Origin of the sequence: Enterobacter cloacae complex sp. 370H10 (assembly GCF_050031535.1) — a bacterium.
Taxonomy (GTDB): Bacteria; Pseudomonadota; Gammaproteobacteria; order Enterobacterales; family Enterobacteriaceae; genus Enterobacter; species Enterobacter intestinihominis.
On record NZ_JBLGWG010000001.1, the window covers coordinates 986,558 to 1,002,799 of the forward strand.

General features: G+C 55.9%; 16 protein-coding genes. 12 read left to right on the forward strand and 4 right to left on the reverse strand.

Going from position 1 to position 16,242, the window contains the following annotated elements; translation table 11 throughout:
* Positions 1-164 precede the first annotated feature (164 nt).
* The 4 genes from ACQG2Q_RS04650 to adrA all read left to right on the forward strand — a co-directional run bounded on the left by ACQG2Q_RS04650 (position 165) and on the right by adrA (position 3,669).
* Positions 165-1,388, forward strand: a complete 1,224-nt coding sequence (locus ACQG2Q_RS04650) for a multidrug efflux MFS transporter (protein WP_426759072.1) — start codon at positions 165-167, stop codon at positions 1,386-1,388.
* 199 nt (positions 1,389-1,587) lie between these two features.
* Positions 1,588-1,848, forward strand: a complete 261-nt coding sequence (gene iraP, locus ACQG2Q_RS04655) for an anti-adapter protein IraP (RefSeq protein ID WP_003859148.1) — start codon at positions 1,588-1,590, stop codon at positions 1,846-1,848.
* Positions 1,849-2,142: 294 nt separating this feature from the next.
* Positions 2,143-2,463 (forward strand): phosphate starvation-inducible protein PsiF, encoded by a 321-nt coding sequence (psiF, locus tag ACQG2Q_RS04660; RefSeq protein ID WP_022647208.1) that lies wholly within the window; start codon positions 2,143-2,145, stop codon positions 2,461-2,463.
* A 102-nt stretch (positions 2,464-2,565) separates the two neighbouring features.
* Positions 2,566-3,669, forward strand: coding sequence for a diguanylate cyclase AdrA (adrA, locus tag ACQG2Q_RS04665; protein WP_063850166.1), 1,104 nt, complete (start codon positions 2,566-2,568; stop codon positions 3,667-3,669).
* Positions 3,670-3,685: 16 nt separating this feature from the next.
* Here the strand turns inward: adrA and proC are convergent, their stop codons facing one another.
* Positions 3,686-4,495, reverse strand: a complete 810-nt coding sequence (gene proC / locus ACQG2Q_RS04670; protein ID WP_023305563.1) for a pyrroline-5-carboxylate reductase — start codon at positions 4,493-4,495, stop codon at positions 3,686-3,688.
* A gap of 97 nt (positions 4,496-4,592) precedes the next feature.
* On the opposite strand from proC, the gene ACQG2Q_RS04675 reads away from it, so the two are divergent.
* The 5 genes from ACQG2Q_RS04675 to ppnP all read left to right on the forward strand — a co-directional run bounded on the left by ACQG2Q_RS04675 (position 4,593) and on the right by ppnP (position 7,229).
* The gene (locus tag ACQG2Q_RS04675) at positions 4,593-5,051 is read left to right on the forward strand and encodes a YaiI/YqxD family protein (protein WP_022647211.1); all 459 of its coding nucleotides are present in this window, start codon (positions 4,593-4,595) and stop codon (positions 5,049-5,051) included.
* Positions 5,052-5,195: 144 nt separating this feature from the next.
* Positions 5,196-5,720 (forward strand): shikimate kinase AroL, encoded by a 525-nt coding sequence (gene aroL, locus ACQG2Q_RS04680; protein WP_023305564.1) that lies wholly within the window; start codon positions 5,196-5,198, stop codon positions 5,718-5,720.
* A gap of 44 nt (positions 5,721-5,764) precedes the next feature.
* On the forward strand, positions 5,765-5,956 hold the full coding sequence (gene yaiA / locus ACQG2Q_RS04685; RefSeq protein ID WP_023305565.1) for a protein YaiA: 192 nt from the start codon (positions 5,765-5,767) through the stop codon (positions 5,954-5,956).
* A gap of 236 nt (positions 5,957-6,192) precedes the next feature.
* A complete protein-coding gene (locus tag ACQG2Q_RS04690) occupies positions 6,193-6,870 on the forward strand; it encodes an AroM family protein (RefSeq protein WP_063850167.1) in 678 nt (225 codons plus the stop codon).
* A gap of 71 nt (positions 6,871-6,941) precedes the next feature.
* Positions 6,942-7,229, forward strand: coding sequence for a pyrimidine/purine nucleoside phosphorylase (ppnP, locus tag ACQG2Q_RS04695; protein ID WP_003859131.1), 288 nt, complete (start codon positions 6,942-6,944; stop codon positions 7,227-7,229).
* 47 nt (positions 7,230-7,276) lie between these two features.
* Here the strand turns inward: ppnP and rdgC are convergent, their stop codons facing one another.
* A complete protein-coding gene (gene rdgC, locus ACQG2Q_RS04700) occupies positions 7,277-8,191 on the reverse strand; it encodes a recombination-associated protein RdgC (protein ID WP_006809928.1) in 915 nt (304 codons plus the stop codon).
* 123 nt (positions 8,192-8,314) lie between these two features.
* Here rdgC and mak point away from each other — a divergent pair, with 123 nt between their 5' ends.
* Positions 8,315-9,220, forward strand: coding sequence for a fructokinase (gene mak, locus ACQG2Q_RS04705; RefSeq protein WP_003859127.1), 906 nt, complete (start codon positions 8,315-8,317; stop codon positions 9,218-9,220).
* Between the two features lie 87 nt (positions 9,221-9,307).
* On the opposite strand, the gene sbcC is transcribed toward mak, so the two are convergent.
* Positions 9,308-12,439 (reverse strand): exonuclease subunit SbcC, encoded by a 3,132-nt coding sequence (gene sbcC, locus ACQG2Q_RS04710; protein WP_096216976.1) that lies wholly within the window; start codon positions 12,437-12,439, stop codon positions 9,308-9,310.
* The gene (sbcD, locus tag ACQG2Q_RS04715) at positions 12,436-13,641 is read right to left on the reverse strand and encodes an exonuclease subunit SbcD (RefSeq protein WP_063850169.1); all 1,206 of its coding nucleotides are present in this window, start codon (positions 13,639-13,641) and stop codon (positions 12,436-12,438) included. Before sbcD ends, sbcC begins: the two co-directional genes overlap by 4 nt.
* 187 nt (positions 13,642-13,828) lie before the next feature.
* Between sbcD and phoB the strand changes: the two genes are divergently transcribed.
* On the forward strand, positions 13,829-14,518 hold the full coding sequence (phoB, locus tag ACQG2Q_RS04720) for a phosphate response regulator transcription factor PhoB (RefSeq protein WP_003859122.1): 690 nt from the start codon (positions 13,829-13,831) through the stop codon (positions 14,516-14,518).
* Between the two features lie 21 nt (positions 14,519-14,539).
* Positions 14,540-15,835 (forward strand): phosphate regulon sensor histidine kinase PhoR, encoded by a 1,296-nt coding sequence (gene phoR, locus ACQG2Q_RS04725; protein WP_023299433.1) that lies wholly within the window; start codon positions 14,540-14,542, stop codon positions 15,833-15,835.
* Positions 15,836-16,242: the final 407 nt, after the last annotated feature.

A 16,242-nucleotide genomic window follows, 5' to 3' on the forward strand; every position in this document is an offset into this window, starting at 1 on the left:
AATCTTCCGCCGAAAATTGGATAGATTGTGACTTATCTCACAAATATGATGACTGGGAAGATAAAACACCAAAGTCTGCAAGGCCGCATCTCTGGCGCTATGTCATTGCGCGTAACTTGCTAATCTGTCGGCGAATTCGCCTAAAAATGAAGACTATTTCTGTTATGGAATCCTGGAAAGTTAACCTCATTTCAGTCTGGTTCGGCTGCTTCTTCACCGGACTGGCTATCAGCCAGATATTGCCCTTCCTGCCGCTTTACGTGTCGCAGCTGGGGGCCACTTCCCATGAAGCGCTCTCTATGTGGTCCGGCCTGACGTTCAGCGTGACGTTTCTGGTGTCCGCCATTGTGTCACCGATGTGGGGCAGCCTTGCGGATCGCAAGGGGCGCAAGTTGATGCTGCTCCGCGCCTCGCTGGGGATGGCGATAGCCATTTTGCTCCAGGCCTTCGCCACCAACGTCTGGCAGCTGTTTATTCTGCGGGCGATAATGGGGCTGACCTCCGGGTACATTCCGAATGCCATGGCGCTGGTGGCCTCACAGGTACCGCGCGAGCGGAGCGGCTGGGCACTCAGCACGCTTTCCACGGCCCAGATTAGCGGTGTAATTGGCGGCCCCCTGCTCGGCGGCTTCCTGGCTGACCATGTTGGGCTGCGTGCGGTCTTTATCATTACCGCCATCCTGCTAACGGTCAGCTTTCTGGTCACCCTTTTTCTGATTAAAGAGGGCGGTCGGCCTGTCGTCAGCAAATCAGAACGCCTGAGCGGAAAGGCGGTTTTCGCCTCGCTACCTTATCCTGGCCTGATGATTAGCCTTTTTGTGACAACGATGGTGATCCAGCTCTGTAACGGCTCGGTGGGACCGATTCTGGCGCTGTTTATCAAGTCGATGGCACCGGACAGCAGCAACATTGCTTTTCTGAGCGGGATGATTGCCGCCGTGCCGGGCGTGTCGGCGCTGATGTCCGCTCCGCGTCTGGGGAAACTGGGCGACAGGATCGGTACGGCACGCATTCTGATGGCAACGCTCATCATTGCGGTGATCCTTTTCTTTGCCATGTCGTTCGTCACGACACCGCTTCAGCTCGGGGTGTTGCGCTTCCTGCTTGGCTTCGCGGATGGTGCTATGCTGCCCGCTGTACAGACGCTGCTGGTGAAATATTCCAGTGACCAGGTAACCGGCCGCATTTTTGGCTACAACCAGTCGTTCATGTATTTAGGCAACGTAGCGGGCCCGCTTATTGGCGCCTCGGTCTCGGCGATGGCGGGTTTCCGCTGGGTATTTGCCGCGACGGCGGTGGTGGTGCTTCTTAATATTATTCAACTGGCCTTTGCCTTGCGCCGTCGCCGGCGAATCGCTGAGGGAAAGTCAGCCCGGCAAACACGATAATATATTATTAATTCTTATGATGGCCGCATTTTTATATAACGAAATGCGGCTTCTGTCTTTTAGAAAAACGTTTCGCTTGCGCTCCGAAATATCTTTTTTGGCAGCAATGTCACTTTTGCATAAGATAAAACCAATCCATGCTTTTCATTATTCAGTGAGGGTGTTAATTTCAGGGGAAATCACATAAGGACATAGCACCATGAAAAATCTCATTGCTGAGTTGTTGGTTAAGCTTGCCCAAAAGGAAGAAGAGTCGAAAGAGCTGGTTGCCCAGGTCGAGGCGCTGGAGATCGTTGTGACGGCGCTGTTGCGACAGATGGCAAAACCAGAGCAGGAGGCGTTGATCGACAACGTTGAAGGCGCGCTGGAAAAAGCTCGCCCTGATTCACAGGTGCCTGCAGAGGACGCTGAGCTGCTTCAGCAATACGTAAAGAAGCTTTTAAGGCATCCTCGCAGTTAACCCGCCAGAGGTGAAATGACGTGTCACAGAATTGTCATGCAGGATGCCTGGCGTCGCTCTGTTTTTATTTTTACCCTGTTACCATAGGGAAATTAAAATGAAGCAGAGCACACTTTTCACCGCATTAAACTCGCTCGTAATTACCTCCTCCGTTCCTGCGAAACCGGTTAATAATAAACGCGCTGCGACGGGACTGAAATAACCCTGAATCACGGTGAAAATCATGGCCGCAGGGTGGTTTTTTTCCCGTAACGAACCAGACTTAACGTGGAACTTCACATAAAGGATGGTGCAATGAAAACAACAATACTGGTTACCCTGCTCTCTGGCCTGTGTCTGATCGCCTCAGCACATGCGGAAGAGAAAACGTTAACGCCCCAGCAGCAGCGCATGACGACCTGTAACCAACAGGCGACCTCGCAAAGTCTGAAAGGGGATGCCCGTAAAACATATATGAGCGACTGCCTTAAAAATGGTACGACCAAACCGGGTGAAAAAAGCCTGACCCCGCAGCAGCAAAAAATGCGCGAGTGCAATGCCCAGGCGACACAGCAGATGCTTAAAGGCGACGATCGCAGCAAGTTTATGAGCGCGTGCCTGAAAAAACAGGCGTAGTGCTAACGGGTGAGTCACGGCTGTGGCTCACCCAAAATTTCATACTTTCCTCGCTATCCCCCTCTCTATAATTTGGGAAAATGTTTCAGAATATTCCCAAAAATGATGAATGATGAGTTTTATGACAATCACGAGAACATTCGGGAAGCGTGGTATCAGCAGCTTTCTCAGGATGACTCATACCGTTCCGGTCTGCGATTTGCCCGGCGAATACGGCTGGCACGCATCGTTGGTCTGGCGGCGCTGTTTGTTCCGCTTGCCAGCGTTCTGGTGAGTCAGCTTCTTTCTGGCGTCTGGTGGTTGTTATTGGTGGGCTGGGTCTTTGTCTGGCCCCATCTGGCCTGGCAGCTGGCTTTTCGTTCGACCTGCCCCCACAGCGGTGAAATCGTTAATCTGAAAATCGATGCCATCATTGCTGGCGTCTGGATGGGATTAGTAGGGTTCAATGCGCTGCCAACGGCGGCGCTGATCGTGATGATCGGCATGAACATGATGGGATCGGGGGGATGCCGCTTATTTCTGACAGGACTTGCGCTGCTTGCTCTGTCTGCCCTGCTCACCGTGCAATCCACGGGTACTCCTGTGCTATTGACCTCTGAACCGCTGGCGTTGTGGCTGACGCTCCCCGTGCTGGTGGTCTACCCCATGCTGTTTGCCTGGCTCAGCCACCGCACGGCGATCCGGCTGGCAGAGCATAAGCGTCGGCTTGAGCTGATGAGTACCCGCGACGGAATGACCGGCGTGTTCAATCGCCGTCACTGGGAAACGTTGCTGCGTAACGAATTTGAGGCCTGCCGTCGCAGCCATCGACAGGCGACGATACTGCTCATCGATATCGATCACTTCAAGACGATCAACGACACCTGGGGGCATGACGTGGGGGATGAAGCGATTGTCGCCATCACGCGCCAGCTTCAGCTGACCCTGCGCGCAGGCGATTATATTGGCCGCTTCGGGGGAGATGAATTTGCGGTGATCATGTCCGGCACGCCTGCCGACAACGCGATTGCGGCGATGGCGCGCGTCCATGAAAGGCTGGTCAACATGCCGCTGCACGGAGCACCTATGGCGAGGTTGTGTATCAGCGTTGGGGTTGCCCCCTGGGGGGCGCAGTTCACGCACTATCGTGAATGGCTAAAGGCCGCGGACGTGGCTCTCTATAAAGCCAAAAATGCCGGACGGGGTCGCACCGAAGTGGCCGCCTGACGCCCGGCGTAACGCATCAGGACTTACTCAGCTTCTCTGATTTTTCCATGCATTTTTCCATCGCCTCGATCACGGCGGAGCGGAATCCGCGCTCTTCCAGCACGCGCACGGCTTCAATGGTTGTGCCACCCGGCGAGCACACCATATCTTTCAGTTCGCCCGGATGTTTACCCGTTTCCAGCACCATTTTGGCCGAGCCCATCACCGCCTGCGCCGCAAATTTGTAGGCCTGCGCGCGCGGCATACCGCCAAGTACGGCGGCATCGGCCATGGCTTCGATAAACATAAAGACATACGCCGGGGCAGAACCGCTCACGCCGACAACCGGGTGGATCATCGGTTCGGCAATCACTTCCGCTTCGCCGAAGCAGCGGAAAATGTTCAATACATCCGCCACCTCTTCAGAAGTAACCAGCGCGTTTGGGGTAACGGAGGTCATACCGGCATTCACCAGCGACGGGGTGTTTGGCATGGCGCGAACAATCTTACGGTCGTGCCCCAGCGCGCGGGCGAGCTGGTCGAGGGTCACGCCTGCGGCAATCGACACCACCAAGCTCTCTTTGTTCAGGCTGGAGGTGATCTCGCTCAGGACTTTAATCATGATATTCGGCTTAACGGCGCCAAAGACAATGTCCGCCACCTGAGCCACTTCCTGCGCGCTTTCGGCGGCGTTGATACCATACTCATCACGCAGCGCCGCGACTTTATCCGGGGATGGGGTGAAGACCCAAATCTGCCCCGGCAGCACCTGGCCGCTGGCTATCAGTCCACCGAGGATAGCTTTACCCATGTTTCCGCAGCCGATAAACCCGATTTTCTTATCCATCACGTCTTTCCGTTATTATGCGTTGTTATCTCTCATTGATAGCTTAACAACGAAATGCAGGCGACAATAGTCGCCAGAATCATAATGGGGAGACACTATGGCGATTTGGGTTGATGCGGACGCGTGTCCGAATGTGATTAAAGAGATTTTATTCCGCGCCGCCGAGCGGGTGCAGATGCCGATGACGCTGGTGGCGAACCAGAATATCCGCGTGCCGCCCTCCAGGTTCATTCGTTCTCTGCGCGTGCCGGCCGGGTTCGACGTGGCAGATAACGAGATAGTACGCCTGTGTGACGCAGGAGATCTGGTGATCACGGCGGATATCCCGCTGGCTGCCGACGTGCTGGCGAAGGGGGCCGCGGCGCTTAACCCGCGCGGCGAGCGCTATTCGCCGGCAACGATCCGGGAGAAGCTCACCATGCGTGATTTTATGGATACCCTGCGTTCCAGCGGCGTGCAAACCGGTGGGCCGGACAGCCTGTCGCAGCGCGATCGCCAGCAGTTTGCCGCCGAGCTGGATAAATGGCTGCTGGAAGTGAAGCGCCGCCCGGCGTAGCCCACCTCCGGGCTGTTTTGTGGTACAGTGTGACTTCCACAGGCTTGTCATTCCGTACCGCTTTGCAGTAAAGTTAGCGCAACATCTTCTGCAATCATTTCTTTACAGCCTTCAGTTATCCGGCAGCAAGGGGAACACCTGGTTATGAACCCACCCATCTTTTTAGTTGGCCCTCGCGGCTGTGGGAAAACCACCGTTGGTCTGGAGCTGGCGCGTCTGTGCCAGAGTCAGTTTGTCGATACTGACCACTGGCTCCAGGAGAATGCCGGTAAGACCATCGCCGATATCGTGGAGAATGAGGGGTGGGAGAGCTTTCGTGCGCGCGAAACGGCCACGCTGGAAGCGGTGACCGCGCCGTCAACCGTGATTGCGACCGGTGGAGGCATTATTCTGGCGCCGTATAACCGCCAGTTTATGCGCGAAAAGGGTGTCGTAATCTACCTTTGCGCCCCGGTTTCTACGCTGGTGGGGCGGCTGGAGGCGTTTCCGGAAGAGGGGCAGCGCCCGGCGCTGACCGCGAAACCGCTGAGTGAAGAGGTCAGCGAGGTCCTCGCCGAACGCGATGCACTGTACCGCGAGGCGGCACACCACGTTGTGGATGCGTCAGCGTCACCCGAGAAAGTTGCGATTCAGATTATTACCGCCCTGCGTTTGGCTTGCGCCAGCTGACAGCCGTCTATACTCATAGCTCAGACATAAAAAAAGGATGAGCTATGCCAACCAGACCTCCCTATCCACGTGAAGCCCGCATCGTTACCGTTGAAAAAGGTAATAGCGATCAGACCGTAACCTGGTACCAGCTGCGTGCCGATCACCCTAAACCTGATTCGCTGATCAGCGAACATGAAACCGAACAGGAAGCGCTGGATGCGAAACGGCGCTATGAGGATCCCGAGAAGTCCTGACAAGAATCCGAATTCGTTACAACCGTGCCTGAATCACATTTTTAACTTATCGCTGATGTTAAGCAGCAGTTAATATTTAGTTATTACAGGTAGATTTGGAAAGGCCAGTCGATCTTTACATTACGGTGTAGAGATCCCCTGCTACGCTTGGTGCTGTTTTGTTGAAAAAATGAACAGTGCAGCGTAGTGAGCCTGTACTTGTGTGGCAGTTGTGGTAGTAACGGAAGGCGATAAAAATGAAGGCGACGTTGGCGATCCTCACGATTGGTGTGGTGCCTATAAGCGAAGTATTACCGCTCTTAACCGAGCATGTCTCTGAACAACAAATTACGCATCTCAGTCTGTTAGGGAAGCTCAGTCGGGAAGAGGTCATGGAAGACTACGCGGTCGGAGAGGGGGAAGATCCCCTGGCAACGTTACTCAGTGACGGTAAACTGGCGCATGTGTCGCGCCAGAAAATCGAGCGCGCGCTACAGGGCGTGATCGAAGTGCTCGACAATCAGGACTATGACGTTATTTTGCTGATGAGCACGGCACCCGTTAAAGGACTCAGCGCGCGTAATGCCATTCTGCTCGAACCGATGCGGATTATCCCCCCGCTGGTGGCGTCAATTGTTGATGGTCATCAGGTGGGCGTTATCGTTCCCGTAGAAGAACTGCTGGATAACCAGACGGTGAAGTGGGCCGCGCTGGAGCACACTCCGTTGTACGCGCTGGCAAACCCGTTCTGGGACAGCGAAGCGAAGCTGATTGCGGCCGGGCAGGAGTTGATCGACAGAGGGGCGGATGTCCTGATGCTGGACTGCCTGGGCTTCCATCAACGGCATCGTGATTTATTGCAAAAGGCGCTGGATGTTCCGGTGCTGCTCTCTAACGTCCTGATGGCGCGCCTGGCGTCAGAATTACTGGTGTAATGATTTTGCGTGACAGGTCATGAGCATGGCCCCTATAGTGGATTTTTCTCAATAAATATAAGGGCCAGTTCATGCTTCAAAGTAACGAATACTTTTCCGGTAAAGTGAAATCCATTGGTTTTACCAGCAGCAGCACTGGCCGCGCCAGTGTCGGCGTAATGGCGGAAGGGGAATACACCTTTGGCACCGCAGAAGCGGAAGAGATGACGGTGGTCAGCGGCGCGCTGAACGTCCTGCTGCCAGGTGAAACGGAGTGGAAAGTCTATAGTGCCGGGCAGGTCTTCAACGTGCCGGGCCACAGCGAGTTCCATTTGCAGGTTGCAGAGCCAACCTCTTATCTGTGCCGCTATCTGAAATAAAAGCATGCCGGGTGGCGCATTCGCTTACCCGGCCTACGTTTTGCCTGTCAACGCTGCGCTTCGCCGCCGAGACCTTCCACCAGGTTCTGGATCAGCGCCGCCAGCTCGCCGGTCATCAGGATAAAGTCTGCGTCAAAGCGCTGAGCATAATCTTCGCGGTCGATATCTTCGTTCTGATCGCGCAGTTCATCGCAGAATTTAAGGCGCTTCACGGAGCCGTCATCACACATCACAAACTGAATGCGCTGCTGCCAGTCGAGTGCCAGTTTAGTCACCACTTTGCCCGCTTCAATGTGCACGGCGATCTCGTCGCTCACCAGATCCTGTTTCTTCGCGCGGATCACGCCGCCATCTTCCAGCAGCGCTTTCAGCTCTGCTTCATCAAGGATCTGGAAGCCCTGCGCGGCAGTCCCGCTGCGCACCCACTCAGTCAGGGTCAGCTCAATCGGCGTCTCCAGTGCCAGCGGTACCACCGGTAATGAGCCAAGGCTCTTACGCAGCAGCGCCAGCGTATCTTCCGCTTTTTTGGCGCTGGCGCAGTCGACCATGATCAGCCCGTTCACGGTGTCGATCCACATCATGGTCTGGCTAAAGCGGCTAAAGGCGCGCGGCAGCAGCGAGTGCAGCACTTCATCCTTCAGTGAATCTTTTTCGGTTTTCTTAAGCTTACGGCCCTGTTCAGCTTCCAGCTTGAAGATCTTCGCTTCGAGCGCCTGCTTCACCACAGGCGTCGGCAGGATCTTCTCTTCTTTGCGGGCGCAAACGATGATTTGCCCCGTGCTGCTGGCGTGGGTCAGCGCATCGCTTTGAGAACCCATTGGCGGAACCCAGCCGGTTTTTGCCATATCCTGGCTACCGCAAGGGGTAAAGGAGTAAGCGGCTAACTGTTTTTCCATCTCTTCTGCACGCAGCGAAACGTCGCGGCTGAGACGGTAAACCATCAAATTTTTGAACCACAGCATGATAATTTCCACGGCCTTGTCGTTAAATCAGCGGGCATGATAACGAATTGTCGCATCGCTTGCATTGCTAATCGGGAAGTGGGCTTCTACTCTGTTGATAATCAAAATAATGAGGAGTGTCTTGTGCGTATTGGGATTGATTTGGGCGGCACCAAAACAGAAGTTATTGCGTTGAGCGAGCAGGGGGAGCAACTGTTTCGCCACCGTCTGCCTACGCCGCGCGATGATTATCACCAGACCATAGAGACGATTGCCCGTCTGGTCGATATGGCAGAGCAGGCAACGGGCGAGACGGGCACGGTCGGGATGGGGATCCCCGGCTCCATTTCGCCGTATACCGGCGTGGTGAAAAACGCCAACTCCACCTGGCTCAACGGTCAGCCGTTTGATAAAGACTTAAGCCAGCGTCTGAACCGGGAAGTGCGTCTGGCAAATGACGCTAACTGCCTAGCGGTCTCTGAGGCCGTAGATGGCGCAGCGGCTGGCGCGCAGACCGTATTTGCGGTCATTATCGGTACCGGCTGCGGGGCGGGCGTGGCCTTCGGTGGGCGCTCGCATATTGGCGGCAACGGCACCGCGGGTGAGTGGGGGCACAACCCGTTACCGTGGATGGACGAAGATGAACTCAAATACCGTGCCGAAGTGCCGTGCTACTGTGGCAAGCAGGGCTGTATTGAGACCTTTATTTCCGGCACGGGGTTTGCCACCGATTATCATCGTCTGAGCGGCCAGCCGCTGAAAGGCAACGAGATTATGCGTCTGGTTGAGGAGCAGGATCCGGTGGCTGAACTGGCGCTCAGCCGCTACGAAATGCGGTTGGCTAAATCACTGGCGCATGTGATCAATATCCTCGATCCGGACGTGATTGTGCTGGGCGGCGGCATGAGCAACGTTGACCGGCTGTACGCGACGGTGCCAACGCTGGTGAAACAGTGGGTATTTGGGGGCGAATGCGAAACGCCGATCCGCAAAGCCGTCCATGGAGATTCCAGCGGTGTGCGCGGCGCGGCGTGGCTCTGGCCGGAATAAACGCAAAACGGCAACTTGCGTTGCCGTTTTTGATGTTTGTACCCTCTCCCACAGAGAGAGGGCCAGGGTGAGGGCAACATCCTCCATTTACTGCACCGCAAACTCCCTGTCCAGCCTGCTATACCCCAGCCCGTTGATTTTCTTCACCTTGATCTGCACCGGAATACGTTCTTTCATTGCCTCTACGTGGCTGATCACGCCGATGGTTTTCCCGGTGGCGTTCAGCGCGTCGAGCGCATCCAGCGCGGTGTCCAGCGTTTCGCTGTCGAGCGTGCCGAACCCTTCATCCAGGAAAAGCGAGTCAATGCGCGTTTTGTGACTGACCAGATCGGAAAGCGCTAAAGCCAGCGCCAGACTGACGAGGAAACTTTCCCCGCCGGACAGGGTACGGGTATCGCGTACCGCATCGGCCTGCCAGGTATCAACCACCTCCAGCTCCAGCGCGTCGCTGGCTTTACGCTGAAGCAGATAGCGGCCATGCAGACGGTTGAGCTGCTGGTTGGCAAGCCACACCAGATTATCCAGCGTCAGCCCCTGGGCGAATTTACGGAATTTATCGCCGGTGCTGGAGCCTATCAGCGCATTGAGATAGCCCCAGTCGTCAGCCTGACGCGCCGCCTCCTCAATCTGCTGCATAAGCGCCTGCTGGTGCAGACGGTTATCACCGTCCTGCTTGAGCTGCTGGCGGATCTCCCCCTGATGCGTGGTGTTTTCACGAAGCAGTTGCGCCAGCTGGTGTAACTGCGCCTGAAGGGTTGCGGCGTCGGTTTCCAGCCCCTCGGGGCGCTGTGCCTGATGCGCCTGAAGCTGCTGGTTTGCCTGTACGGAGAGCGCCGTGGCCTGCTGGAGCTGGTTCTCCAGCGTCTGCTTTTGTTGTTCAAGCTGGCGGATCGACGCTTCATCCAGCAGGGCGGAGAGAAATGCCTCCTGACTGGCAAAGCAGCTCGCGGTCAGCGCGGCGCTGAACTGAGCCTGCGACTGCTGAAGCCGTTCACGCTCAAGCGTCTCCTGCTGCTGTAGGGTGGCGAGCTGGCTTTGCAGCGACACGCATTCGTCGTGGATGCCGCGCCAGTTCTCAGGGATAACCGCGTCGGCTTCTGCGTCATCAGAATCCGGCAGCGTCTCCAGGATGGGCATCAGGGCGTTAATACGTTCCTGAATCGTACCGTGCTGGGCCTGTTTTTCCTGCCAGCGGGTATATTCAGCTTCGCGTGCGCTCAGCCAGGCGCTTTCGGCCCCTTCATCGGGCACGCTAAGCGACAGCGACTCTAGCGAGGCTGCCAGCGCCTGACGCGTCGCCGTCAGCTGCTGCTGGTACTGGCGCGCCTGATCTTCCTGTTCATTGAGCTGGTTTTGCAGCGTCAGACGCTGGCTAAGCTGATACAGCTGGCGTTCATACTGCTCCTGTTCGCTCATCCAGGGGGCAATATCATCCTGAATATTCAGCGCTATGTTCAGGGAGGTGCAGACCTCCAGCCACTCTTTAGTGAGTGCTTGCTCTTCCTGAGAGAGGGCCTGTACTTCCTCTGTCTCGCGCTGGATCTGTTGGGTGAGCGCATTCACCTGCCCGAGCAGCAGCAATCCTTCCTCTTTTAGCGCGGCAACCTCTTTCTCCAGCGCGTCGCGGCGGCGCTGATTGTCGGTCAGTTCAAGCGCCTGATACTGCACAACTGCCGGGTGTTCGCTTGAACCGCAGAGCGGGCAAGGTTTACCCGCTTCGAGCAGTGCACGATAGTTCTCAAGATCCTTGATTGTTGCCTCACGCTCACAGAGCGCTTTCAGGTCGGCATAGTGCTGATTTTTCTCTTTGAACTGCTGACGCCGCAGGATCAGCGTTTCATTGAGCTTAGCCTGCTCAGCCTGCGCTTTTTGCACGCTTTCCGCATTATGGCGCAGCCGTTTTTGCAGCGGCTGATAGCGAGCGTGAAGCGCAGTCAGGCGCTGGCGGAGCGCCCGCGATTGTGCCTGTTGCTCCATTGCCGTCGCGAGATCCTCAGCCGTCAGCGTCAGCGTACTCTCCGGCATCTCAGCCAGTTTCTGACGAAGCTCAGCCATACGCGCTGACTGGGCCACAAGCTGATTTTTATCGCGACTCAGTTGCGTAAAATGCGCCCGCCAGCCGGCAATTTCCTGCCCCCACTGACGGAAACGATCGTGTTCGGTTAGCCACTGCGTCAGTACCGTGTGTTCTGTCCGCAACTGTTCACGGTTGTGCAGCGCACCGTTGCGAATACGCGAGCGCTGCGCCGCTCTGTCGAGTAAGCGAGTATTTACTTCAACAATTCGCGCTGTTGTCTGCGCCAGGCGGGTGGTCTGCTCCTGCTGATACTCCCACAGCGGACGTAGCTGGGCGGCGGGCTGTGCCAGCTGGAGCTTCGCCAGTTGCGGCGCGGCGTCCGTCAGAGCCTGTTGCGCCTGCTGCTGCGAAGCGGCTGCGCGTTGCTGCTCACGTATCAGCTCGTCGTTACGCGTAAGCCACTGAAAATCTTTCTGTTGGCTCTGCTGCTGTGCCAGCAGGATTTTTTCTACGTCAGTAAGTGCCTGCAAACTTTGCTGCAAGTGCTGCTGCTGTTCCTCGCTCAGCAGCACAACGCCTGCGGCCTGCGCTTCGCACATCTCCAGCGCGTTGCGTGCCGCTTTGTGTTTTTCAAAAACCATGGCGGAAATGTGGCCGTAAATTTCCGTGCCGGTCAGTTCCTCCAGCAGCTCTGCCCGATCGCTCGGTTTAGCGTTCAGGAAGGCGGCAAACTGCCCCTGAGAGAGCAACATCGAGCGGGTAAAGCGACCATAGTCTAGCCCGGTGAGTGCGGCGGTTTGTTCCAGCTTATCCGTGACTTTATCGGCCAGAATTTTGCCGTCTTCGCAGCGGGCCAGCTCAACGCGCGGTGCCTGTAAGTTCCCGTCTGGCTGGTTGCGGGCGCGGTTCTGGCTCCAGAAAGCGCGATAAGCAACGCCTTTGACCTCAAATTCCACTTCAGCCAGGCATTCGGCGGTATCGCGCGTCATCAGGTCGTTTTGTGCCTGAGAGACCTTATTAAGACGCGGTGTTTCGTGGTAAAGCGCCAGGCAGATGGCATCCAGCAGCGTGGTTTTACCCGCGCCGGTTGCGCCGGTGATGGCAAACAGCCCATTGCTGGCGAAAGGCTCCGCGGTGAAATCGATTTTCCACTCACCCTTTAGCGAATTCAGATTTTTCAGACGCAGGCTCAGAATTTTCATGCGTTTTCGTCCTCGTCATTGAGGGAATGCAAGGTATGGGCAAACAGCTCGTTAAGCCTGGTGCGCCTGGCCTCGTCCACTTCTTCATGCGCAAGCCGCCGCGCGAACACCTCTTCAACCCGAAGTTCGCTAAGCGTTTCACGCTGGGCGTTCAGCAGAATTTTCTCGCGCTGCTCGCGGCTGCGACGTACCAGCAGCACCTCCACGGGAAGGTCTTCCGTCAGCGTCTGAATTTTACGCTGCATATCGTACAGGTAGTCATCGGTGGTGATTTCGATATCGAGCCAGACGGGGGGATTAAGCACTGCGCCGCGCCACTGCTCAAGCTGAACGGTAATGGCGGCCAGATCGCCTTTCAGCACTGCCAGCGGCTGGGTGACCGGCACCTCAAGCGTCTCAACGGCGCTAAGTTTGCCTTCGGTGAAGCTCACCAGATGCACGGATTTGGCTTTGCCCGTTTCGTCAAAACTGAGGGAAATGGGCGAGCCGCAGTAGCGAATATGCTCGCAGCCGCCGACGATCTGGGCCCGGTGAATATGCCCGAGGGCAATGTAGTCGGCGGGAGGAAAGTTTTGCGCTGGAAACGCGTCCAGCGTACCGATATAAATCTCGCGCACCGCATCACTCTTACTGGCCCCGACGGTGGTGAGGTGCCCGGTGGCAACGATCGGAATGGCCTGTTCGCCGCGCAGGGCGCAGGCTTCCGTATGCTGCTGGTGATAATAGCGGGTGATGGCCTGCAACAGATGCTGCTGTTTTTCGCTCCCGGACAGGCCTGCCTGGCTTTGCACGATATCGCGCGGGCGTAAAAACGGAATTGGGCATAGCACCGCGCCCGGCGTGCCATCACGTTTTTTCAGGATCTGCGGCGCGTGTCCGGCGCTGGCCACCACGGTGGTATTGAGGAACGCCAGAATATCGCGGGATTCATTCAGCGTCGCCACCGAGTCATGGTTTCCGGCGACAATCACCAGGTGACAACCGGTTTGCTGGAGGTTGACCACAAAACGGTTGTACAGCTCACGCGCATAGCTCGGCGGCGATCCGGTATCAAAAATGTCGCCCGCCACAATAATTGCGTCCACCTCGTGAGCCTGAGCCGTCTCCAGCAGCCAGTTCAGGAACGCTTCATGTTCCGCGGCGCGGCTTTTGCTGTAAAAATTTTGACCCAGGTGCCAGTCTGAGGTGTGAAGTATGCGCATAAGAGATCCGTGGCAATAATAAGAAAGCAGGATTATAAACGTTCGGGGAACGGAAAATAACCGCTGTAATAAAACAACAGTTTGCTATTTATCGTGGTAATGTTTTTCATAAATCTGTCATAAATCTGACGCATAATGACGCCGCATTACAGACTTGTAACTTAAATACGATAAGACAGGGCAAAGTATGGCGAGACGTATTCTGGTCGTAGAAGATGAAGCTCCGATCCGTGAAATGGTGTGCTTCGTGCTTGAACAAAATGGCTTCCAGCCGGTTGAAGCGGAAGATTATGACAGCGCGGTGAACCAGCTGAATGAACCCTGGCCCGATCTGATCCTGCTGGACTGGATGCTGCCTGGCGGTTCCGGATTGCAGTTTATCAAGCATATCAAACGCGAGGCGATGACCCGCGATATCCCGGTGGTGATGCTGACGGCGCGCGGTGAGGAAGAGGATCGCGTGCGCGGTCTGGAAACCGGCGCGGACGATTACATCACCAAACCGTTCTCTCCAAAAGAGCTGGTGGCGCGTATCAAAGCCGTGATGCGCCGTATTTCACCGATGGCGGTGGAAGAGGTGATTGAGATGCAGGGCCTGAGCCTGGATCCTACCTCACACCGGGTCATGACCGGTGAAAATCCCCTCGATATGGGCCCCACCGAATTTAAACTCCTGCACTTCTTTATGACACACCCGGAGCGCGTTTACAGCCGCGAACAGTTGCTGAATAACGTCTGGGGAACTAACGTCTATGTCGAAGACCGAACGGTTGACGTCCATATTCGCCGCCTGCGTAAAGCACTGGAACTGAGCGGCCACGATCGCATGGTACAGACGGTCCGCGGCACGGGTTATCGCTTCTCGACCCGTTTCTGAACAATGACAGGAGTGTGACGCGTGCTGGAACGTCTGTCATGGAAAAGGCTCGTCTTTGAACTGATCTTATGCTGTATTCCGGCCCTCATTCTGGGGGCTATTTTTGGCTATCTGCCGTGGTTTTTACTGGTGGCCGTGACGGGGTTGCTCGTCTGGCATTTCTGGAATTTACTGCGTCTTTCCTGGTGGCTGTGGGTCGACAGAAGTATGACACCCCCGCCGGGAAGCGGGAGCTGGGAACCGCTACTCTACGGCCTGCACCAGATGCAGATGCGTAATAAAAAGCGCCGTCGTGAGCTGGGAAGCCTGATAAAACGCTTTCGCAGCGGCGCGGAGTCGCTGCCGGACGCAGTGATCCTGACGACGGAAGAAGGGACCATCTTCTGGTGCAATGGCCTCGCACAGCAGCTGTTGGGCCTGCGCTGGCCGGATGATAACGGTCAGAACATCCTCAACCTTCTGCGCTATCCCGAGTTCACGCTGTATCTGAAAACGCGTGATTTTAGTCGTCCGCACAATTTGAAGCTCAATAACGGTCGCCATCTTGAAATTCGCGTGATGCCCTACAGCGATCGGCAGTGGCTGATGGTGGCGCGGGATGTCACCCAGATGCATCAGCTTGAGGGCGCGAGACGTAACTTCTTTGCCAACGTCAGCCACGAGCTGCGTACGCCGTTGACGGTGCTTCAGGGCTATCTGGAGATGATGCAGGAGCAAACGCTTGAGGGGGCGCCGCGTGAGAAAGCGCTGCATACCATGCGGGAACAGACGTTCCGCATGGAAGGGCTGGTCAAACAGCTACTAACGCTTTCAAAAATTGAGGCTGCCCCGTCGCTGGCGCTAAACGACATCATTGATGTGCCGATGATGCTGCGAGTGGTGGAGCGCGAAGCCCAAACGCTGAGCCATAATCAACACACCCTGAGTTTTGATGTTGATAACACGCTGAAAGTGCTCGGCAGTGAAGATGAGCTGCGAAGCGCTATCTCAAACCTGGTCTATAACGCCGTGAATCATACCCCGACAGGGACGCATATCGCGGTGCGGTGGCAGCATACTCCGGCAGGGGCTGAGTTTAGCGTCGAGGACAACGGGCCGGGGATTGGGCCTGAACACCTCCCGCGTCTCACCGAACGGTTCTACCGGGTGGATAAGGCGCGCTCGCGGCAGACCGGCGGGAGCGGACTGGGGCTGGCAATTGTGAAGCATGCCGTCAGCCACCACGAAAGCCGGCTCAATATCGAAAGCACCCTGGGTAAGGGCACGCGCTTTAGCTTCGTGATTCCGGAACGATTAATTGCCAAAAAAAGTGCCTGACAGCGTGTGTGTCAGGCTACCTTTCCACGGGCCAGCGATTGCTGGCCCGTTTGCTTTGCAGTCAAGCGAAACGCGAGTGAATATTATACGGCTGGTGCTTTTTTGTTCGCATGATTAGCCATGAGTTTTTCTTATACATGGCATATTATTTTGGTCTGAATTTTCATGCTGGCATATTGTTCTGGTTTTACGATCCCTTCTTGCCTTTAAACGTTATAAGCGTTTAAATTGCCCCCCATATACTGTCAGACCGACTGTATTTGCGTGGTAAATCGAAAAACTATTCTTCGCCACGCCTGGACGGGAGCATATCCCGCTGAAATTGAGCAAATTTTCCGCTGTATCGTCCCGTCAGGGATGGCGAAAATCTCAACGTATTCAACACCACATCCACAGGCAGTAAGGTT